24 protein-coding genes and 1 pseudogene are annotated in these 20,911 nt (G+C 30.0%); 7 read left to right on the top strand and 18 right to left on the bottom strand.

The features are described 5' to 3' along the window. Window positions 1–14: 14 nt before the first annotated feature. Both trpS and N456_RS24460 read left to right on the top strand, forming a co-directional pair. On the top strand, window positions 15–983 hold the full coding sequence (gene trpS / locus N456_RS12160) for a tryptophan--tRNA ligase (RefSeq protein WP_062057270.1): 969 nt from the start codon (window positions 15–17) through the stop codon (window positions 981–983). Window positions 984–1,676: 693 nt separating this feature from the next. Beyond that, window positions 1,677–1,823 (top strand): hypothetical protein, encoded by a 147-nt coding sequence (locus N456_RS24460; protein ID WP_158447880.1) that lies wholly within the window; start codon window positions 1,677–1,679, stop codon window positions 1,821–1,823. Window positions 1,824–1,840: 17 nt separating this feature from the next. Here the strand turns inward: N456_RS24460 and N456_RS12165 are convergent, their stop codons facing one another. The 4 genes from N456_RS12165 to N456_RS12180 all read right to left on the bottom strand — a co-directional run bounded on the left by N456_RS12165 (window position 1,841) and on the right by N456_RS12180 (window position 4,906). After that, window positions 1,841–3,004, bottom strand: a complete 1,164-nt coding sequence (locus N456_RS12165; protein ID WP_062057272.1) for a Rossmann-fold NAD(P)-binding domain-containing protein — start codon at window positions 3,002–3,004, stop codon at window positions 1,841–1,843. Between the two features lie 371 nt (window positions 3,005–3,375). Next, complete coding sequence (locus N456_RS12170; protein ID WP_062057275.1) at window positions 3,376–3,837, bottom strand: SET domain-containing protein; 462 nt, start codon at window positions 3,835–3,837, stop codon at window positions 3,376–3,378. A gap of 442 nt (window positions 3,838–4,279) precedes the next feature. Further along, window positions 4,280–4,504: a helix-turn-helix domain-containing protein gene (locus tag N456_RS12175; protein WP_062057277.1), complete on the bottom strand. Its 225-nt coding sequence runs from the start codon at window positions 4,502–4,504 to the stop codon at window positions 4,280–4,282. A 177-nt stretch (window positions 4,505–4,681) separates the two neighbouring features. Continuing rightward, window positions 4,682–4,906: a helix-turn-helix domain-containing protein gene (locus N456_RS12180; protein WP_062057277.1), complete on the bottom strand. Its 225-nt coding sequence runs from the start codon at window positions 4,904–4,906 to the stop codon at window positions 4,682–4,684. Between the two features lie 83 nt (window positions 4,907–4,989). Here N456_RS12180 and N456_RS24465 point away from each other — a divergent pair, with 83 nt between their 5' ends. Further along, the gene (locus tag N456_RS24465) at window positions 4,990–5,139 is read left to right on the top strand and encodes a hypothetical protein (protein ID WP_158447881.1); all 150 of its coding nucleotides are present in this window, start codon (window positions 4,990–4,992) and stop codon (window positions 5,137–5,139) included. A gap of 216 nt (window positions 5,140–5,355) precedes the next feature. Here the strand turns inward: N456_RS24465 and N456_RS12185 are convergent, their stop codons facing one another. Next, window positions 5,356–5,832 carry a hypothetical protein gene (locus N456_RS12185; RefSeq protein ID WP_062057279.1) on the bottom strand — a complete coding sequence of 159 codons (477 nt, stop codon included), beginning with the start codon at window positions 5,830–5,832 and terminating at the stop codon, window positions 5,356–5,358. Window positions 5,833–6,261: 429 nt separating this feature from the next. On the opposite strand from N456_RS12185, the gene N456_RS12190 reads away from it, so the two are divergent. Beyond that, window positions 6,262–7,167, top strand: a complete 906-nt coding sequence (locus tag N456_RS12190; RefSeq protein WP_062053312.1) for an IS982 family transposase — start codon at window positions 6,262–6,264, stop codon at window positions 7,165–7,167. Window positions 7,168–7,301: 134 nt separating this feature from the next. Here the strand turns inward: N456_RS12190 and N456_RS12195 are convergent, their stop codons facing one another. The 5 genes and pseudogenes from N456_RS12195 to N456_RS25405 all read right to left on the bottom strand — a co-directional run. Continuing rightward, window positions 7,302–7,697: a hypothetical protein gene (locus N456_RS12195; protein ID WP_062057281.1), complete on the bottom strand. Its 396-nt coding sequence runs from the start codon at window positions 7,695–7,697 to the stop codon at window positions 7,302–7,304. Window positions 7,698–7,704: 7 nt separating this feature from the next. Continuing rightward, the gene (gene pheS / locus N456_RS12200; RefSeq protein WP_062057283.1) at window positions 7,705–8,724 is read right to left on the bottom strand and encodes a phenylalanine--tRNA ligase subunit alpha; all 1,020 of its coding nucleotides are present in this window, start codon (window positions 8,722–8,724) and stop codon (window positions 7,705–7,707) included. A 194-nt stretch (window positions 8,725–8,918) separates the two neighbouring features. After that, on the bottom strand, window positions 8,919–9,338 hold the full coding sequence (locus N456_RS12205; RefSeq protein ID WP_062057285.1) for a lipocalin-like domain-containing protein: 420 nt from the start codon (window positions 9,336–9,338) through the stop codon (window positions 8,919–8,921). 30 nt (window positions 9,339–9,368) lie between these two features. After that, window positions 9,369–9,725, bottom strand: a complete 357-nt coding sequence (locus N456_RS12210; RefSeq protein WP_062057287.1) for a hypothetical protein — start codon at window positions 9,723–9,725, stop codon at window positions 9,369–9,371. 239 nt (window positions 9,726–9,964) lie between these two features. Next, window positions 9,965–10,153: pseudogene (locus tag N456_RS25405) on the bottom strand (IS982 family transposase); the annotation flags it as partial. A gap of 157 nt (window positions 10,154–10,310) precedes the next feature. On the opposite strand from N456_RS25405, the gene N456_RS12215 reads away from it, so the two are divergent. After that, window positions 10,311–10,811, top strand: coding sequence for a CvpA family protein (locus N456_RS12215; protein ID WP_062057289.1), 501 nt, complete (start codon window positions 10,311–10,313; stop codon window positions 10,809–10,811). Between the two features lie 168 nt (window positions 10,812–10,979). Here N456_RS12215 and N456_RS25410 read toward each other — a convergent pair whose 3' ends face one another. Continuing rightward, window positions 10,980–11,225 carry a YgjV family protein gene (locus tag N456_RS25410; RefSeq protein WP_062057291.1) on the bottom strand — a complete coding sequence of 82 codons (246 nt, stop codon included), beginning with the start codon at window positions 11,223–11,225 and terminating at the stop codon, window positions 10,980–10,982. 202 nt (window positions 11,226–11,427) lie between these two features. On the opposite strand from N456_RS25410, the gene N456_RS12225 reads away from it, so the two are divergent. Both N456_RS12225 and N456_RS12230 read left to right on the top strand, forming a co-directional pair. Continuing rightward, window positions 11,428–12,489 carry a type III polyketide synthase gene (locus N456_RS12225; protein WP_062057293.1) on the top strand — a complete coding sequence of 354 codons (1,062 nt, stop codon included), beginning with the start codon at window positions 11,428–11,430 and terminating at the stop codon, window positions 12,487–12,489. A gap of 5 nt (window positions 12,490–12,494) precedes the next feature. Beyond that, window positions 12,495–12,791 (top strand): Dabb family protein, encoded by a 297-nt coding sequence (locus tag N456_RS12230; RefSeq protein ID WP_062057295.1) that lies wholly within the window; start codon window positions 12,495–12,497, stop codon window positions 12,789–12,791. A gap of 327 nt (window positions 12,792–13,118) precedes the next feature. On the opposite strand, the gene N456_RS12235 is transcribed toward N456_RS12230, so the two are convergent. The 7 genes from N456_RS12235 to N456_RS12265 all read right to left on the bottom strand — a co-directional run bounded on the left by N456_RS12235 (window position 13,119) and on the right by N456_RS12265 (window position 20,874). Beyond that, entirely contained in the window at window positions 13,119–14,978 is a 1,860-nt protein-coding gene (locus tag N456_RS12235) for a SulP family inorganic anion transporter (RefSeq protein ID WP_062057534.1), read from the bottom strand. A gap of 26 nt (window positions 14,979–15,004) precedes the next feature. Further along, complete coding sequence (locus N456_RS12240) at window positions 15,005–15,634, bottom strand: carbonic anhydrase family protein (RefSeq protein ID WP_062057297.1); 630 nt, start codon at window positions 15,632–15,634, stop codon at window positions 15,005–15,007. 269 nt (window positions 15,635–15,903) lie between these two features. Beyond that, on the bottom strand, window positions 15,904–16,233 hold the full coding sequence (locus N456_RS12245; RefSeq protein ID WP_062057299.1) for a hypothetical protein: 330 nt from the start codon (window positions 16,231–16,233) through the stop codon (window positions 15,904–15,906). A gap of 77 nt (window positions 16,234–16,310) precedes the next feature. Then, window positions 16,311–17,060, bottom strand: coding sequence for a tetratricopeptide repeat protein (locus tag N456_RS12250; protein ID WP_062057301.1), 750 nt, complete (start codon window positions 17,058–17,060; stop codon window positions 16,311–16,313). A 4-nt stretch (window positions 17,061–17,064) separates the two neighbouring features. Beyond that, complete coding sequence (locus N456_RS12255; protein WP_062057303.1) at window positions 17,065–18,831, bottom strand: BatD family protein; 1,767 nt, start codon at window positions 18,829–18,831, stop codon at window positions 17,065–17,067. Window positions 18,832–18,843: 12 nt separating this feature from the next. Continuing rightward, window positions 18,844–19,746 carry a tetratricopeptide repeat protein gene (locus tag N456_RS12260; RefSeq protein WP_062057305.1) on the bottom strand — a complete coding sequence of 301 codons (903 nt, stop codon included), beginning with the start codon at window positions 19,744–19,746 and terminating at the stop codon, window positions 18,844–18,846. 93 nt (window positions 19,747–19,839) lie between these two features. Next, entirely contained in the window at window positions 19,840–20,874 is a 1,035-nt protein-coding gene (locus tag N456_RS12265) for a vWA domain-containing protein (protein ID WP_062057307.1), read from the bottom strand. Between the last annotated feature and the right edge of the window lie 37 nt (window positions 20,875–20,911).

Below are 20,911 nucleotides of genomic sequence, written 5' to 3' on the forward strand. Positions count from 1 at the left end.
TTAGAAAAATTACCATGTCCAGAATTCTAACAGGAATACAAAGTACCGGAACTCCACATTTAGGAAATTTATTAGGAGCTATCATCCCAGCAATACAAATGGCTAATCAGCCAGAAAACGAATCGTTTCTATTTATTGCTAATATGCATTCCCTTACACAAATAAAGGATGCTAATATATTACGAGAAAACACCTATTCTACTGCTGCTGCGTGGCTAGCTTTTGGGCTAGACATAGAAAAAACAGTTTTTTATAGACAAAGTGATATCCCACAAGTAACAGAATTATCGTGGTACTTAAGTTGTTTTTTTCCATATCAACGATTAACTCTTGCTCATTCTTTTAAAGATAAAGCAGATCGTCTGGAGGATGTAAATTCTGGTCTTTTTACATATCCAATGCTTATGGCTGCAGATATCCTCTTATATGATGCAGAGATCATTCCTGTTGGTAAAGATCAACTGCAACACTTAGAAATGACAAGAGATGTCGCTTCTCGTATACACAATCAAGTAGGTGAAATGTTTGTATTACCAGAAGCTCAGGTACAAAAAGATACTATGTATGTTCCTGGAACAGATGGCAGCAAAATGAGCAAATCAAAAGGTAACATTATCAATCTTTTTTTACCAGACAAGAAGCTACGTAAACAGGTGATGACTATCGCAACTGACAGCACTCCTCTAGAAGATCCAAAAGATCCCGATACCTGTAATGTATTTGCCTTATATAAAATAATCGCTACTCCAGAACAACAAGAAGAATTGCGCAAAAATTACTTAGGAGGCAATTATGGTTATGGTCATGCAAAACAAGCATTATATGAATTGCTAATTGAAAAGTTTGCTGTAGAACGCGAACGTTATAACTATTATATGCAAAACCTCAATGAAGTAGATGAGGCTTTAGCTATTGGAGCTAAAAAAGCCACTGCTATCGCTGACACTGTATTAAAAAGAGTACGCAAAAAAGTAGGTTATTAGTTTTAAAATTTAGGATTTTAAGGCGCTCTAAAAATCATACTCCTATGATCTATAGTGTACCTATCTATTACTATTCTAAAATACAAAAAACACACTATAGGTTTGATAACTATAATTCATCAAAAATAATGAATACTTATACTTCTTAAATTTATTGCAAAAGTAAAAGAGTGTTTTTTATTTATTTTTTTACTTTACATATAAAGTTTACTTAAATCACGTCTTATTCCAACTCACCCTCAATGCATTAAGATTTATTTTTTAACTTAAAAAATGAGTAAATCTTATTTTTTTAACATATAAAATACAATTATTTTATTTATATATGGTATTCCGTAAAAAAAATATAAATTTTATTTTTAGATTGAAGTTAATAAAAAGATATGTACTATTTTATTTAACTATATGATTAATACTTATATAAGAAGTTCTAAATAGGAAATTAAATATTAGGAATACTCTAAAACTATCCATAATAGCATAATCACCTTAGTATTAAAAGGTGGACATCGGCTAGTAATAGTAATTGACTTACTTCTGATTTTCTGACTAATTCTATTAGTATAAACCTAGCACTTCTTTTAAATTGATAATCTTTGATCGCCTTAAAAATGGTTAGATCCTTATTAATAAAATCGCTTTAGACAATTAAACCATAACAAATAATACAATAAAAACTAAAAAATCAACATCATGTCAGAAAAAAAATTATATGAAAAACTAATGTTTTACAAAAAAAAATATGGAGTAACACAAGAAATGTTACAACACTATCAATGGGCTCTAGAAACTATTAAACAGCGGCAACTTCAGATTAAAAGTAACGATCTTGAAGATTGATTATTCTTATGTATATCTTAATTACAAATTAATATTTTTTCTTCTTTTTGATTTTTACTTATACTATCTCTAGCATGCATTACTGCAGACTCTTCAATTAAACTGTTGTCTATCTCGTATTCATAAAAAGAAGACAAAACATTTTTTAGAGTATCAATTTCTTTGATAAGTTGTTCTGTTGCTTCAACTTTTTGACCAAAAGTTGAAGCAAAAGACTTAAAATATAGTAGCGCATTATACGATTCTACTATACGTCTATCTTTACCAGAAATAGTAATTGCATGATTTTTATAAATATGATGTAACATTTCTGTAATATCCCCAGATTCGTTTTCTTTTATTCGACTTTTAAGCCAATCTTGTATTGTAGGAACATTTTTAATCTGTAACAAATTAGCTATAGCTAATTGCTCATTAAAAACTTCTTGAAATAATCTAGAGTATTCACTACTTAATGCATAAATCGTTTCTTTTATAGGTTTTCCTTGTGAAAGAAATAGTCCTTTTGCATTGTCGCAAATCGCCGCGGCATTTATCGCTGCTACAGGAGAACTTAATGCTGTTTTTAAAACACTTCCTCCATCAATAAAAAAAGGAGTGTTTTCATTAAACTCAAAATACTTGTTAAAAAAACTTAGTAAAAACAACCTTGTATCTAGGTCATTATGAGCCAATGGTATTCCTCTTTTTATATCCAAAATAGTTACAACAATAGATGGATCTTCTTGATCGATTACTTTTTTGGTTGCAAAAACAGGAGAATATGCTATTAATCCTACTCCCGTATACTCTGAATCAATAAGCCAAGTTGATCCTAATTTTCCTGGAAAAGCTATTATTGGCGTATTATTTTTTCTAATACTATCTTTTTCAGATTCATCGAATTGATATGCTCTTGATATTGGAGGAAAACGACAACAATTAAGTATTAAATCAGATTGGTTTGCAATTTCATCTAGTGAATGTGTAATTTTAACATCTAAATTTCCTGTCGAATTTATGTTTTTTGTTTTGTTAATTATCTTTATTTTCCCTCTATGCATTAAATCACAAAACTGATGCGATGCAACACGATCTCTTTTAAATGCAATTACCTCAAAACCTAATTGTTGTAAAATATATGCAATACTAATTCCTACAGCTCCCATTCCCAATATCCCTATTGTTTTTATTTTTTTCATATTTTAATAAAAAAATTACTCTATTTAATTGTTGTTTTATAAGTTTAAGCATCACTAAACAGGAAAGAGTTTTACATATAGTCATCTAATAATCTAATGTTTAATTGATATATAGATTATATATCAAAAAGTCATTTCATTCTAATTAAAAAAATTAGAAATGAGTAAGTACATTGATATTTTTCAGGTTGATTTTTGTATAGGAATTCTGTATGACATACCAAAACTTAAAATATCTCTTACAATTATCTTTCTATCAATATCAAATAAATATATGATCAATAGTCTAAGCTATTCTTTATTCTACTAAAGGAATATCTTAAGCAATACAATTTAGATGTTTATTATAATGTAAAACTTATATATCTTGGTTAGTCTTGTAATTGAAGAGAATCAATCTCGATAAGATAAGGAGCTACCCATGAAACGTATTCATCTTTTTTGTTTTGAGGTAAATCTTTCCAGCCAGTAATTTTGCCACGACACTCTTTGGAGCTACAATTACATTGATGATCAAAATGTTCTACACTATAATTTCTCATTGCATAATCAAAAGTTATTTCTTCATCAATATCAATATTTTTGATAGCAATAAAATCATGTGCACCTGATTCGTTAACTCTAATACCACAATTAGGTTCACAAGAATGGTTAACCATACGAACAATATCATTATGAAATACAAATCTATCTATAGCCACCTGAGAGGCATGAGAATGATTACTCTCTAACTCTTCTATTATTTTACCAACTAATACTGTTTCTCCTTTATCAAAACTCTTAGATGTGAATACACCGTATCCTTTTATTTCTGTATCTTTTATTATGTACATATTTTTAGTTTTTAAGAAGAAGCGTCTTGTTATACTAATCAAAACACAAAATTCACTTTCTTTTTTTGTTAAATTATTTAAACAATTACTTGATCAAATATAGGTGTTTAAGTTACCACTACGTATGCGCAAAAACCACATAATTAATACTGTAATTTATCAAAAAAAAACACTGCAAACTACTATAAAATCAATATCTTAAGAAGATTTTACTGTTATAAATAAAAAGGGATTTTTCCCTTAAAAAAAGAAATGAGCCACCTCCTACAGAGTCTGGGTTACGTAATAAAATTTTAGTATTAAGATTCGGAGCACAGTAAGACCTAGTGTCTTCTTAGTTTTACCCCCCCTATATGGATTTGGGAAACAGTTTTAAGATTTAATAGACTTACTTATTATATAATTGAGTAATCTGTTACGATATATGATGTGATTAAAAGAATTAATCAAAATCTTTAGTAAAGAAATCTTTTGGAGATATCTGAAAATATTGGCAAATTTTAAAAAGTGTTGTAAAAGATATGTCTCGATTGGCTTGTTCAATTCTACCAAAGTGAATTCCTGTATCATTAAGCGCATTTTCTTGGGTCACTTCTTTCTTAGATCTCAACTCTTTTATACGCTTAGCTAAATTATTAAGTAGCTCTTTTTTTTCAGATTCTTCCACTTCGGAAAATTCACACTAATAAAGCACTTTTGTAATTACCTTTAAGTGATTTTTTATTATACTCATCTCGTAGGCAAATAAGTATGGTAGAAGAAAGGTAGAATAATTCCTATTCTTACTAAGTTTTAAAATAAAATGTTAGTATTGTAATCGATATATATGATGTGATTAAAAGAATTAATCAAAATCTTTAGTAAAGAAATCTTTTGGAGATATCTGAAAATATTGGCAAATTTTAAAAAGTGTTGTAAAAGATATGTCTCGATTGGCTTGTTCAATTCTACCAAAGTGAATTCCTGTATCATTAAGCGCATTTTCTTGGGTCACCTCTTTCTTAGATCGCAACTCTTTTATACGTTTAGCTAAATTATTAAGTAGCTCTTTTTTTTCAGATTCTTCCACTTCGGAAAATTCGGGTTAATAAAACAGATTTGTAATTACTGTTCGGTAATTTTTTACTATATTTGACTTATATTTGATTAAATATGACGCAAGAAGAGTTATATCAATACATGGTAGCCTATCAAGAAGAGCACGAGTTTGATAAAAAACATCAAAGTAATTTTATTACATTGATGGAAACACTCAAACCATCCAAGACTAATACCCCTACATCAGACACCACTAAACTGTAGTTAACTTTTTGATTATGATAATCTAATATAAAGTAACTATAATAAATCAATATTATGACAGAGAAAAAACTATACGATAGGCTTATGCTTTATAAAAGTAAGCATGGCGTTACTCAAGAAATAAAACAAAACTATTTATGGGCACTAGAAACATTACAGAAAAAAAATCTCTTAAAAGAAATAAATAAAACATCGTAATTCTGTAATCTAATTATGTCAATAATTTAGTTTTTTTGTATAAATAAATTTAAGCATCGTTTTATATCTTAAATCAGAATCATAATATACTATACTAATAATTAATTTTCCATTTTCAATAGCTACAGTAGAATTATCAAAAAATAAAATATTATTTTTATCATATTTAAAATTAAAAGTACCCTCTGACCCTTTTTCCCAATCTCCCTGAATACCCCATGTATCTTTTACACACTCTCCTCCGGTACCAAAATCTTCATAATAACTTTTTTCAATAAATCTACCGTTCATCAAAACCTCTAATGTTGTTAGTTTTTCGCAAGAAGAAAGCAAAAATTCTTTTAGTGGTCCATCTTCTTCTTCATTGCTAAATTCTCTTTCTAATTGCCATACTCCAATTATTTTAGTTTCAATACTATTAGAATTATTACTCACACAAGAATATACACTAAGTAGCATTAAAAATATAATATTAATAGAGAAAAAATTATTCATAAGTTGTGTATTACATTACAAAAATCATAAAAAATTAAATAATTAACAATAAATTAACTATAAAATGCATCTTCAAGTCGACGAAATACCGATTTGATTAGATTAAATGCTTTCACACAACCTTACTTAAAAAAAATTAAATGTAAAATCTTGTTATATATCTGCTAATTTATACGTGAGGAAGATGGTATATCCTATCTAGTTATAATATTTTGCATCAAATAATCTTACTGTATTAAAACGCTCTTTTTTTAACACGAAGATAATAGTGATTTTTTAAAATTATAAAAGCATAGTATAAGGAAATATAGAGTTACATAGTTTATAAACCTGAGTTCGACGTAAGAAAACAGATTTTATAGTATAGAAAAAGCAGAATATTTAGTAAATTAAAGTACTGAATTCCAATTAACTAAAATTATTCTGCTTATGATTTCTAAAGATAAAATTACTGAAATATTTTGTTCTATTGATGATTTTTGTGCTGTTTATGAGCCTGCTATGCGAAAAAGACAAGTTACCACAGGTAAAAAGACCAGAAATCGAAAATTTAGGATGTCTACAAGCGAGATAGTAACTATTACGATATTGTTTCATTTAAGTGGGATACGAACTTTTAAACATTTCTATATTTTATATGTGCAACAACAATTACAAAGTGAATTTCCTAATACTGTTTCTTATAATCGTTTTGTAGAATTAATGCAATCTAATCTAATGCCTTTGACTCTGTTTTTGAAGACTTGTTGTTTGGGAGAGTGTACAGGTATTTCTTTTATAGATTCGACTCCAATTAGAGCTTGCAAGAATAAGAGAATTAGCAATAATAAAGTCTTTAAAGATATTGCTACTATAGGAAAATCAACAATGGGATGGTTCTATGGTTTCAAGCTTCATATCATTATTAACGATAAAGGTGAACTCCTTGATTTCATTATTACTCAGGCCAATGTAGATGATAGGACGCCTTTGAAAAGAGACAACTTTCTAAAGAAAATATTTGGAAGTTTATATGCCGATAAAGGCTATATATCTAAGGAATTAACTTCGATATTATTCGATCAAGGATTGCATTTAGTGACTAATATTAAAAATAATATGAAAAATGTATTAATGACAATGAGAGATAAGATACTACTAAGGAAAAGATCCGTAATTGAAACTATAAATGATCAATTAAAAAACATTGCTCAAGCAGAACATTCCAGACATAGAAGCTTTGGTAATTTTATTACCAATCTTGTCGCTAGCCTTATTGCTTATTGTTTTCAAGAAAAGAAACCAGCTATTAAATTTGAAACTGAAAACACATCACAATTAGCACTGTTTTGCTAAAATCCTTAGATCGAGTTCAGGTTATAAAGCATCAGAGTATACAATACTATCTAGAAGTTCTCTATTTAAGAAATATTATATATGAGCACAATTTCTAAAACTAATTTAATACAAAAATCAAGCTATGCTAATTCTTATTTGGCCAAAACTCCTCGTAGATTCATTACTGGTATATCCTGATATGCATTTTCGTTTATCGTATGTCTTCTAAAAAGGTAGCTTTTATCATATAACTTATCATCAGCAAAAAAAGTCACAACAAACTCATTATTCATAGAAAGTAATTCTTCTTGAATCATTTCAATCTTAGCAGAAGACTTAGCTTCTATTGTTCCAATACCATGACGTAATAACGATGTCTTTCTGTTTTCATCGTATCCTTTGGTCACCACTAAGACCATTTCGATAGAAGTATCTCTATCATTAACAATATAGGAATTCCAGTTTTTAGCTAAGAATTCTTCATCCCATTCTTTGATTACAGCGATATAAACATTTTTTACAATAGGGATTTCAATATCTTTTTTCATAAAGAAACTATAATGAAGATTTAAACTGTTCTAGAAAACGCACATCGTTTTCACTAAGCAGTCGAATATCAGATATCCCATATAATAAAAGGGCAATACGATCAATTCCCATTCCAAATGCAAAACCACTATACTCTACTGGATCTATCCCACAGTTCTTAAGCACATTGGGATCTACCATTCCACACCCCATAATCTCTAACCAACCTGTTCCTTTGGTCATTTTATAATCTGTTTCGGTTTCTAACCCCCAATATACATCCACTTCTGCGCTTGGTTCAGTAAACGGAAAATATGATGGGCGTAATCTGATTTTAGATTTTCCAAACATTTCGGTTGTGAAATATTGTAGTGTTTGTTTTAAATCAGCAAATGACACATCTTTATCGATATATAATCCTTCTACTTGATGAAAAAAACAATGTGATCGCGCAGAAATAGCTTCATTACGATATACTCTCCCTGGAGAGATTGTACGAATAGGAGGTTTATTATTTTCCATATATCGTACCTGAACAGATGAGGTATGTGTACGTAATAAAATATCAGGATCAGTCTGAATAAAAAATGTATCCTGCATATCACGAGCAGGATGATATTCTGGTAAATTTAGTGCTGTAAAATTATGCCAATCATCTTCTATTTCAGGTCCTTCGCTTACATTAAAACCGATACGAGAGAAAATATCAATAATCTGATTTTTTACTAAAGAAATAGGGTGACGTGATCCCAAAGTTATAGGTTCTGCAGGTCGGGTAAGATCTCCATAAACTCCTTTTTCTTCATCTTTGGATTCTAATTCCTCTTTTAAATTCTTAACTTTTCCTTCTGCAGCTACTTTAAGAGCATTAATAGCTTGTCCAAATTCTTTTTTCTGGTCATTAGCGACATTTCTAAATTCTGAGAAGAATTCATTGATTACTCCTTTTTTTCCCGAAAATTTAATTCTAAATGTTTCAACGTCCTCTTTAGTTTTGGCCTTGAATGCATCTACTTCTGCTATATACTCTTTTATCTTATCAATCATCACTATATTCTTAATAGAACAGCAAATTTACATAATTTAGGTTAATGGAATAGTAGATTTAAACATTAAAGCTAATATAATAAAGATGATATTTATTATTTGTGATTATTCTTTTAGAAGTATAAAAAGTCATCATATATCCCCCCCTTTCAGTACTTATTATAAAAGAGTACTTTTTTATAATACAACGTATATTATAGCTTAGTAAATACTTCTTTTAATGTGTTTATACCTCCCTGAAATTCAAAACTATCATTTAACGAAAGAATGCTGCCATCTTCATTTATCTCACTTGTATAAGGGTCTTTTTCATCTTCTATTAGTGTGTATGTATTGTTTCCCAAACTTTTCCAGGTTCCAGAAGATTCCAGATATAACTCACATGTATTATTACTTTGCTTTTTATAAAATTTAGATTCAAAGGTTCCGTCAGGCATTACTATAATTGCGTTTTTTAATTTACAATTTGTCAGTTCAACGGTAGATCCGTTTTGAAATCTTTCAGAAAGTGTCCAAACTCCAATGATTGGATCTGGAGTTTTCACATCATCAGAACCACAAGAAAAAATGGCTATAGAAATAATAATCACTAATACTGAGCTTATTTTTTTCATGAACTAAACATTATTTTTTATTGTGTATACCTACGCTATATATTGACTACTTAGAAAATAGTTTACAATTGCTTCTTTCATCAAAACAGTTTGTTCTCCGGCTCTAAGATTGGGCAATTGTTCCTTAACCTGATAATGTGGCCAGCCATCATCATCATAATAATCAAACTCATAATATCCATAAGGTTCTAAAAGTCGACATATCGCAATATGCATTAAATCCAATTTTTCATCTTTCTTAAATGTACGATGTATCTGACCTAATTCTTGTACTCCTATAAGATATATGATCCCATCAAGATCAAGGTCTTCTCCTTCTGAAAACTGATCTGATAGTTTTGTTACTAAAATCTCCCAGCGTTCTTTTAATTTTTCATCTCTGGCCATACATAGTCATTAATTAATTATAATCATCAAACATGCTTTAGGTAATTAATAAAAATTCCTTTTTTCTAAGGAATTAATTAATTTGATCAATAGTTTTGAATACGCTCTGTACATTATCATTTTTACAACCAGATCTTACCAAAAGTTAAGCGATACAAAGGTAATGCTTAACTGAAAAAAACTAATACTAAATTAAAGAGAATATCTTATACCCTGAATTCAATCTAAGGATTTAGTAGAAAGGTTCTTATTTCACTTAAATGAAACAATATAGTAATCGTAACTATCTCGCTTATAGACATCCTAAATTTTCGATTTCTGGTCTTTTTACCTCTAGTAACTTGCCTTTTTCACATAGCAGGCTCATAATCAGCACATAAATCATCAATAGAACAAAATATCCCAGTAATTTTATCTTTGGAAATAATAATAAGAATGAATTTAATAAACTGTAAAACAACATTTTAATTCACTAAATATTCTGCTTTTTATATACTATAAACCCAATTTTTTATGTCAAATTAAGGTTGAAAGTGCAGTTATGCACAGAAAGAATTATATTTGGAATTAAATAACTATTTACTAATGAATTATATTGATATTATTTTAGGGATTTTCTTATTATGGGGATTGATAAAAGGGTTTAGTAAAGGGCTATTTTCTTCGTTAGCATCCTTAGTTGCTCTAGTAGTTGGTATATACATTGCTGTTCATTTTTCTCATATTGTAGGGGAGTATTTAAAGAATTATGTAGATTGGCAAGAAGGAAGTATGAAACTAGCTGCTTTTGCCATAACATTTATCACTGTAGTTATATTAGTTTCTCTAGCAGGTAAGATCCTTACTAAAATTGCAGATTTTGCTGCACTGGGGATTCTAAATAAAATTCTTGGTGGTGCGTTTGGAATATTAAAAATGGCATTTATAGCTAGTGTGCTTTTTATTTTTGTTGATGCTATAAATAAAAATATTACGATACTTAAAAAAGAAACTCTAGCATCATCTGTTTTATATGATCCTGTACGTAAGTTAGCTCCAATGGTATTACCTAGCATATTGAATACCGAAAATTCTAATGATCCATAATCGTTAGACAAGCTACATAGTCGACAGTTTCTTTTTAGGTTTTAGTTTTGTGTCATCCAAAAAGAAGCCACAAAGAGAAAACAGGAGATAATTTATTATCTAGTTTTTTGTTGTGATTCTAATCTTCTACTTGTAAATAGAGTTATTTAACACAGGCATTTAGTTTGTCTAAAATGAATTTCTAATGTCCTTTTTTCTAAGGAGTTTATAAAGAAAATAAATATTTGTTATTACAATAAAAAAGTTTAGCACTACTACTGGTATAGAATTTATAAGCACCCCATAAATACCCAATAAAAATGCTCCAATAAGATTTACAACTCTAAGCTTAATTAAAGAATTCATAGTAATACTAATGCCTATAAATATCGAGGCCGTATATCCAAGTAATTCGATCCAATCTATATTTTCCATATTTATTTCTTAATCTTAATTAGCAACAATTTTAATCTTAAATGTTTTAAAATCCAAAGTTCAAATTCTTATTTAAAAATATTTATGACTTTAACATAATTTAGTCTAATTAAAATCGCTGTTGTTAAAAAAGTTAATCTTTGTAAACAAGTCTTCTCAACTATGACCTATTGAAAATTATTAACTCTTAAAGACACAAAATATGTCATTAGTAACAAAACCTACCGTGGTTTTTCCAAATCATCAAATCAATCAAAAACAAATGATTGATGTTTTAAAAGATTTATTTCCTTATCACCCCAAGTGGGATACTGTAGAACGTATGATACGAAATACTCAAGTAGAAAACAGAAATCTTCTTTCACCTATTAACCAAGTAGTTACCCATCCTGGATTTGAATATAGGAATAAGCTCTATAAAGATCAAGGATTAAAAATGGCCACTGAGGTTACTCAAAAAATATTATCAGACAATAAAATGAAGCCAAAAGATATTGATTTACTTATTGTGGTTTCTTGTACTGGTTTTTTGATGCCATCTTTAACATCTCACTTAATTAGTGATTTAGATTTTAGACCAAACACAAAACAACTCCCAGTTGTTCAGTTGGGATGTGCAGCAGGAGCTTGGGCTTTAAATAGAGCCCATGAATATATTAAAGCCTATCCTGATCATAATGTGCTATTGGTATCAGTCGAATTTTCTTCTTTATTATTCCAACCGCAAGATGATAAAATATCTTCTTTAATATCTAATTGTTTGTTTGGTGATGCAGTTTCAGGATGTATTATAAAAGGTATTCCAGAAAATGGTGATGAAGGGTATTTGATTGAAAACATCGACTCTTATGTAAAAAAAGATTCTGATCATTATATCAAGTATGATGTAAAATCTACAGGTTTTCATTTTGGATTAGATAAAGAAGTTATGCATAGTATCAAAGATGTAGCTCCTATAATGGAAAAGTTAATTAATGGATACTCTAATAAAAATGTTAATGATTTAGATTTCCATATATTCCATACAGGAGGCAGAAAAATCTTAGACGAATTAGTTTCTAACTTAGATCTGGTAGAAGAGAATGTCTCAAAAAGTAGAGAAAGCCTTAAAAATCACGGAAATATAGCCAGTGGTGTCATTCTAGATGTTTTAAATCATGAATTTAATTCTAAAACCAGAAAAAATGGTGATAAAGGTATAATGGCTGCATTTGGCCCAGGATTTACAGCTGAGATAAATCATGGAACATGGATTAAAAATTAGGATATATGATCATTCATATTGTAATTTTTAAGCTTATTGAAAATGATATTAAATCTGTCAATACTATAAAAAAAGAACTTATAAAACTAAAAGATTTACCATATCTTTTACATTTTGATCTTATAGAGAAGAGTAATATTTTGAATAGCTATATAAAAGACGGTGACCTAATATTATTCTCAAAATTTAAAACTAAAGACGATTTATGTTTATACATGACAGATCAAAAACATTTAGAGGTTATTAAAAAAACCTCTAATAATATACAAGAGAAGTATACTCTTGATTTTAACTCCAAATAAAATTAAAATTAAAATGGCCGCCTAAAAAATTAGGCGGTTTTTTTATTTTACTTTTTCTCTTCTACAGAAAACACCAATTAATAGTTTTAAAATATAAACTATTAAAAACGGAAACAAATCTAATATACTATTTTCTGATGTATTGAAGCCTTTAAAGGCTCTTAAATAAGGGGGTTAATGGTTTTGAAGTCTATACTTCAATTAGAAAAAAAATAGTAGATAGTTATTCGAACAGATACAATGATTCTGGGAGCAACAATCAAATTTAATATCTAAAAAAAATAAACCACCTCTTAAGTAAACTTAGGAGATGGTTATATCTAATTACTATTTTACAGTATCTACTACAATACTTCCTAAATAGGTTATACAGGAATCAAAATCTTCAAAGACACAATTTTCTGATATTAAATCCGGAATAATATCAATATTCTTTGCTAGATATAAAGGCTGTTTTTGAATACCTACAATATATGTATGAATTTCTTTTTGTTCGAGACCTAAAATAATCTCCTCTAGTGTATATAATCCTGACTGATCCATATAAGGTACTCTATCCATTCTAAGAATTACATGAGTAGCAGATTCGGGTATCTGAGTAGCTAATTGCTGTAGCTCGCTTGTAAACCCAAAAAATACAGGACCATTAAGGTGCTTAATAAATATCTCTTCTTTAAGTTCTTTTGGAAAGTTAATTTCATCTTTCCAGAGCTTTTCTCCATTATTATTACGTTCTAATCCATCTAATGATTCTACTTTGGATTCGCTTGCAGTAACATCTCCCATTTTTTTCATAAAGATCAAAGAAGCTATTACCAAACCAATCCCTACAGCATATACCAAGTTCCAGAATACAGATAATACCAAAACAATAATCATTATTGCAACTTCTATTTTTGGCATATATGGTATAGCTTTAAGCCCTTTATAATCCATTACTCCAATCCCTACTGTGATTAGAATACCTGCCAATACTGCTGCAGGAATCTGTGATGCTACTGGTCCTAAAGCTAATAATACGACTAGCAACATAATACCTGCTACCATTCCTGATAATTTGGTTCTTCCTCCTGCATTGATATTAACTACTGTTCGGATTGTTGCTCCTGCTCCAGGGATTCCTCCAAAAAGAGCTGCGATACTATTACCTATTCCTTGTCCTATTAATTCTTTATTTGGTTTATGCTTAGTTTTAGTCATATTATCTGCTACAACTGATGTTAACAGAGAATCAATAGCTCCTAAAAATGCCAAGGATAATGCTGTAAAAATATAAGGCGTTATAGCTCCTAGACTAAAATTAGAAAATATGGATAGATTGGGTATCGGAAATCCACTAGGTATTTCCTCTATTGGTCGATATCCTAAACCAAAACCATAAGCAACTCCAGAAACTAATATTAATGCTACTAAAGTACTTGGTACTGCGGTTGTAATTCGTTTAAACCCATAAATAATAACTATAGTTACTAAACAAAGTATTAGCTCTAAATAATTAATTTTAGACAATGCATTGGGTAAACTTTTGATTGCTCCTATTACGCCAGAAGCGTCATTACTTGCTAAGGTTACTGCTTCTAGAGCTATTTCTTCTTTAGAAATTGTTTCTGCTCTTTTTATAGTTTCTTTAAAATCTTCGAGTACTAGAATACCTTCTCCAGCCTCTTCTTTAAGAATTTTATCTAGGATCACCTCTTCTGCCTGAGGTTTAAATGCATCTACAAATGCCGCATCTTCCTTTGGGTAATATCCTAGTGCGGGTAAAAATTGGGTGATCAAAATCATGACTCCAATTGCTGTCATAAAACCAGATACTACGGGATACGGGATATATCTAATATATTTTCCGATTCCTATTACTCCTAATCCTATTTGTAATAATCCAGCCATAAGAAATACAGTTAGAATAGCAGGCAATGCTTTCTCCACATCTCCATCATTAGCTCCGATTAATCCTGCAATTACTAGCATACTCACTGCTGTCATTGGCGCTGTAGGACCAGAAATCTGGGTATTTGTTCCTCCAAACAGTGCTGCAAAAAAACTAATAAAAATTGCTCCATATAGTCCTGCGCTAGGACCTAATCCTGAAGATACTCCAAATGCTAATGCTAATGGTAATGCTACAATACCTGCCGTCAGTCCTCCAAATGCATCTCCTTTAAAATTGCTAAACAGCTCTTTAATCTTCATACTTTTTTTATTTCTTATGATTATTTATAAAACTCAACCACTCCAGAATCTACATGATACATAGCACCTATAATCTGTATATCTCCATTAGTTTCTAGTTCTTTTAAAACCTCGCTTCCATTTCTCATATTCTCTATGGTTAACATCACATTTTGTTTAGAAACATTATTTACAAATTCGATATTACTAGAGTTTCTAAGTGTTACATCTTTTGGTTCTTTTACTGTTTCTACAGCAGGTTTAAGCTTGTTTAGTAGTCCTGTAATATTACCTAGTTTAACATCATCACAGGCTCCTTTTACTGCACCACAGCTTGTATGACCTAAAATAACTACTAATTTAGATCCTGCTACTTTACATGCATACTCGATACTTCCCAAAATATCTTCGTTTACAAAGTTACCTGCTACTCTTGCACTAAAAAGATCTCCTATTCCTTGATCAAAAACAATCTCTACCGGTACTCTAGAGTCTATACAACTAAGAACAGCTGCAAAAGGGTATTGACCTCCATTAGTCTCTTTAACTTGTTCTAATAAATTTCGATCGGTTCTTTGACTTTTTAAAAATCGCTGGTTACCTTCTTGTAAATATGTTAATGACATCTCTGGTGTCATCTTTGATTGCGTTTCTTTAGTTTGCGTTTTCATGTATTTTTTTTTAAATCTGTATGATCAATTGGAGATAAAATTTAGCATTTATTCATTAAAAAAACAATTCAATGATTGATATTATGTTTTTAAATTTTGAAAACGATATCTCCTGATTTTATTATTTCACTATGAAAAACACCTCTACAGAGTGGTTAAAAAGTGTTTTAACTTCTTATTTAGAAGGTTAGTTTCCTAAGGCTCTCGAGAACATCATTTTTTCTAGAAGCATCTCTTATGAGTTTGCTACGAGAGTATTGATTTATTGGTTATACGATTTCAGGTGGTGGGGTAGTATATTCTAAGAATACTGAAGAATTTTGAATATAAAATTCTGGATAGTGGTTACTACTTAATTTCGCTACCGCAGCTATCTCATCTATATAGTATTGAGAAATCTTATCATTTTCTTTATAACCCTCTTTTTCAGAATTTTCTTTTTCTAAAGGATTTGTATTTTCTTCGGTATCTTCAAAACTAATAGCAATTACATGTTCACCTTCATTATAGAAGGCTATTAATTCAATAGCATAATTCGTTAGACTCAAAAAGAACCCTAATAAAATTAAAAATTTTGCTATATGAAGTTTAATAATCAATACTTAAAAAATTAAAGGACAAAAGTAACCCTCTTACTTTTAAATGTTGTTAATGAATTGCAAATTTTAGAATGTAATCATAATTCTTTTAAATCTGTCGTAGGAATCCAACCAATCTTACCATCTGCTAGTTTAATTTTTTTCCAATCATTTACTTCCTCTGTGATTCTTACTTTAGTTCCTTCATGAAGTGTAAAAACTTCTTCACTTCTAAGATTTGGTTCACTTTTTATAGTGGTTTCTTGGGCAAAAATAATAGCGAACTGATTATTTTTAATATAATTATACTGGCTAAAGGCAAAGAATATTGCAAATAGTCCTCCAATTAGTAAGAGCCAAGAACTTACAAAAAACATTCTTTTTTTTGAGGTTTCTTGAGTAGTATAGTATACAATAAATAAGATAACGAAAAGAATCACACATCCTACTGAAAGCCATGCCCAGCCATCAAAATTAAATGTATTCGTAATTTTCTTAACTGTTCTAGAAACAAATCCTTCTGGGATGATATCAATTGCATCTATTGTTGCTTTCTGGGCAAATGCAAGATTGTTTTTTATATCTTCATCACTAGGTGCCAAGGCTAAAGCTTTTTCAAAATAAAAAATACTAGGACCAACATTACTTAATTTATAATGTGCATTTCCAAGATTATAGTATAATGAGGCCGATTCTTTTCCAGAATCTAAGATCGATGTATATGCATCAATAGCTTCTTGATATTTTTCTTGATTATATAATGAGTTTCCTCTCTGAAATGATTCTTCATTCTGAGAAAAACCTATTGTTATACTTAATATAATAAGTAGTTCAACTATTCTCTTCATACATTTATAGTTGTTTATCTATTGTTGAGATGACTCTAGAGGCTTTATCATAATCCTGCTGCATTGCTGAAGTAGAGGATGGTGTATACCGAGCAAACTCGCAACTTTCTAACAGTGCAATAAACTCAATAGATATGGTATCTTCAACGTTTCGTTCTTTTAATAATCGCTGTATACGATCCTTACTCATATCACTAGTCTGGATATGCAACTTTGCTTTTAGATAATTATGCAATGCTCGTTCCATAGCGATATAAAATTCTTTTTGGTTTCCTAAATTCTTTTTGGCTTCAGAAAGATATTTTCTGGCTAATTTGTCAGCCTTTCTAATTCTATTGCCACTTATATCACTTAATCTTTCTTCTCTCTTTTTTCCAAAGAACAGAAATAAAGGAATTGCTAATAATGGAACTGTTAATGACAACCAATATTTTGTAGATTTAAAAAAATGTGTTTTTTGTATAGGCTCAAGATTGGGATTTAATTTTAAAAACCGAAATTGATTTCCTACTTGTGTTACTACTTTTTTACTTGTAGTCTGCGATTCTGTGGAGGTTACATTATTTCCTCCATCAGGACCATTCTTTACATTAATTATAATCTCATCTGATGTAATTCTCTTATATGTTTTGGTTTTAAGATCAAAATAAGAAAACGAAACTGATGGTATTGGATATTTCCCTTTATATTGCGGCACTAAGGTATATATATCAGATATATCACCGCTCATACCGGTAAGGTTTGTTCGTACTTTTTCATTGTGCTGTGGCTCATACTGCTCTAAACCTTTAGGCACATTAAGTTTTGGTAAGTCAAAGAGTTTTAAATTACCATTACCAGAGACTACAACCTTAGCATCTAAGGATTCTGTAGCATCTAATTGTGTTTTATTCGTTGTTACTTTAAAACTAAAATTTCCTACGGCGCCAGAAAAATCATCTGGTTTTCCTTCTATTGGCAACGGCTTTACATGTATTGTTCTACTCCCTGCTGCTACTGTTTTATTTACTGTACTATATAATCTTCCTCCAAAGAAATCTCTTCTTTTGGTGGGAACATCTACAGCAACATTTAGTGTAAGAGGTTCTATATTAAGTTTTCCTGTTTTTTGGGGATATAATACTGTTTTACGAAGAACTACGTAACGATAAGGCTCTCCTTTATACTCTCCGTTTTCTATTTTAAGCTGCTTCATATCAACAGCCTGACTCCAAAAATCACTATACTTAGGGCTATCTAACTCTCTCCAGTTGCTTACACTAATCCGTGGGCTAACATATAATTTATATACAACTGTGATGGCTTCATTTATGTAAGGATCTGATTTAGAAACTTCGGCGATAAGGTGTAAGTTTTCACTTGCTACAAAATCTGTATTATTCCCATCTTTTGGTTTTTCTACTGCACCTGTAACTTCAATCTTAAGAGGTAATGTTTTATAGGTTTGATTTTCTACCTGTATAGTTGCTTGTTGTATTGTAAATTTTCCTCTACGTGTAGGTTGTAAAAAATAACTAAATGTCTTAGTATAGGATCGTTTTCCATTAATCCACGAATTACTAATAGATTGGTTTGGGCCTCCTACAACTGTAAATCCCGAAAAAGAAGGAGGTGTAAAATTGTCTCCATCTTTATTCATTTCAAAATCTACTCGTAATCTTTCATTTACACCCAACTTTTTCTTGCTTACCTTAGTTTCAAATTTTACCTGAGCTAATGCAAACTGTATTGTGGTTAAAAATAGTGTTAGAAAAATTAGTTTTAGCTTCATTAAATTATGTATTTACCAGTCTTTATCTGTTTTTACTTTTGATCCTTGAGTTTTTTTAGCATTAATCTTATCCTGAACTTTCTTTTCTTGATTATTCATAGCTTCGAGTATACTTTTAACTTGTTCCGGAGATAGTTTACCCTGTGCTTGTTGGGGTTGTTGATCTTTAGGTTCTCCTTCTTTATTTTCTTGATCTTCTCCGTTACCTTTTTCATCATCTTTAGGCTCTCCCTTATCATTTTTCTCCTTATCTCCTTTATCTTTTTTATCTTCTTCCTTGTCTCCTTTATCTCCTTCATCTTTTTGATCCTCTCCTTTGTCTTTTTCTTTATCTCCTTCATCTCCCTTTTTATCTTTTTTATCGTCTCCTTCTTTCTGATCCTTATTATCTTGGTTCTGCTCTTTATTTTGGTCTTTATCCTTATTTTTATCGTCTTTATTCTGATCGTTCTGTTGCTGCTGTTGCTCTAACATTTTTTTAGCTAATGCTAGGTTATATCGTGTTTTATCATCTTTAGGGTTATTCCTAAGTGCATTTTTATAAGACTCAACTGCTTCTTTATATTTTTTTTGCTCCATATAGGTATTTCCCTGATTATGAAATGCTTTATGTTTTTCTTCTTTTGCTGTTGCTACTTTTGCTGCTTCTGTATAACGCAGTGTTGCCTCATCATATTTTTCTGAATTATAATAAGCATTTGCTAAGTTATATTTTGCTATTGGATTTATGGGGTTCTTAGCAATCGCTTTTCTGTACTCTCCTTCTGCTTTAGGAAAATTACCATCTTCTACCAAAACATCATTGCCTATTGCTATAAACTGGTTTGCTTTATTGATAATCTCATCGCGATCTTCTTCCTGAGAAAAAACAATCCCAACTTGAAGACATACTATGATACTTAAAATCTTTTTCATCAGTTTAATTTATATTTATTTTAATCGTCAACATCTATCTCCTTGTTTTTATATAGCACATCCTTATTTTAGTATTGTTTTATTGAAAATCTATTATTGCTCATTAAATAGGTTTAGTTTTTTAACCCAAGATGTTTTTCTTTCTAATAAGAAGGTATCTAAAAATAATAATAATAATCCTGCCATCAAAAACCATTGAAATTGATCTTTAAAATCTGCAAACTGCTTGGCTTCGAATTCTTTCTTATCCATACCTTGTAGAATTGTAGTCACTTCTTCTACAACCTCATTTGTATTTCTACCATCAATGTATGTGCCATTTGCTTTATTAGCAATATCCTGTAAAGTTGTCGGGACTAATTTGGTAATTACAGTACCTCCCTGACTATTTTTCTTATAGCTCTGCACAATACCATTACGTTTTATAGGTATAGGAGCTCCTTTTTCTGATCCTACTCCAATCGTAAAAATTTTAATTCCTTCTTTGGCAGCTTCTTCTGCAATAGATGTTATGTTTCCTCCATGATCTTCTCCATCACTTATAATAAACAGCACTCTATTGGTTTGTTCATCATCATTATAATATGTTTTTGCCAGTTCTATAGCTTCATAAATTGCAGTTCCCTGCGAGGATAACATATCTGTGTTCATAGATTGTAGAAACATCTTTCCGGATGCATAATCGGTAGTAATTGGTAACTGCGGAAATGCACTAGCTGCATATGCAATAATCCCAATACGGTCGCTTGCCAGATTATTAATAATCTGAGTTACCAACTGTTTAGATTTCTCTAATCTATTGGGTGCTATATCTTCTGCTAGCATACTTTTGGAAACGTCCATCGCAAAAACAACATCTACTCCTTCTCGTTTTACGGTTTCTAATTTTGTACCTATCTTAGGATTAACCAAAGCAATGACCATACATGCTAATGCCAAACTGATTACTACAATCTTTAGTATAGATTTAAAGATCGATTGATCAGGACTTAATTTTTTAAGCAATGCTGCATCTGCAAACTTTTTCTGAACTGTTTTTTTCCATACTAAAACTCCTAAAAAGAGCACTATTAGCACGGGGATACTCAGTAACAACCAGAAATATATTTTTTCTTCGAGTAAATACATTTTCTATTTTATTCGCTATACCTCATCAGTTATAAAA

The organism is Aquimarina longa SW024 (genome assembly GCF_001401755.1).
GTDB lineage: Bacteria > Bacteroidota > Bacteroidia > Flavobacteriales > Flavobacteriaceae > Aquimarina > Aquimarina longa.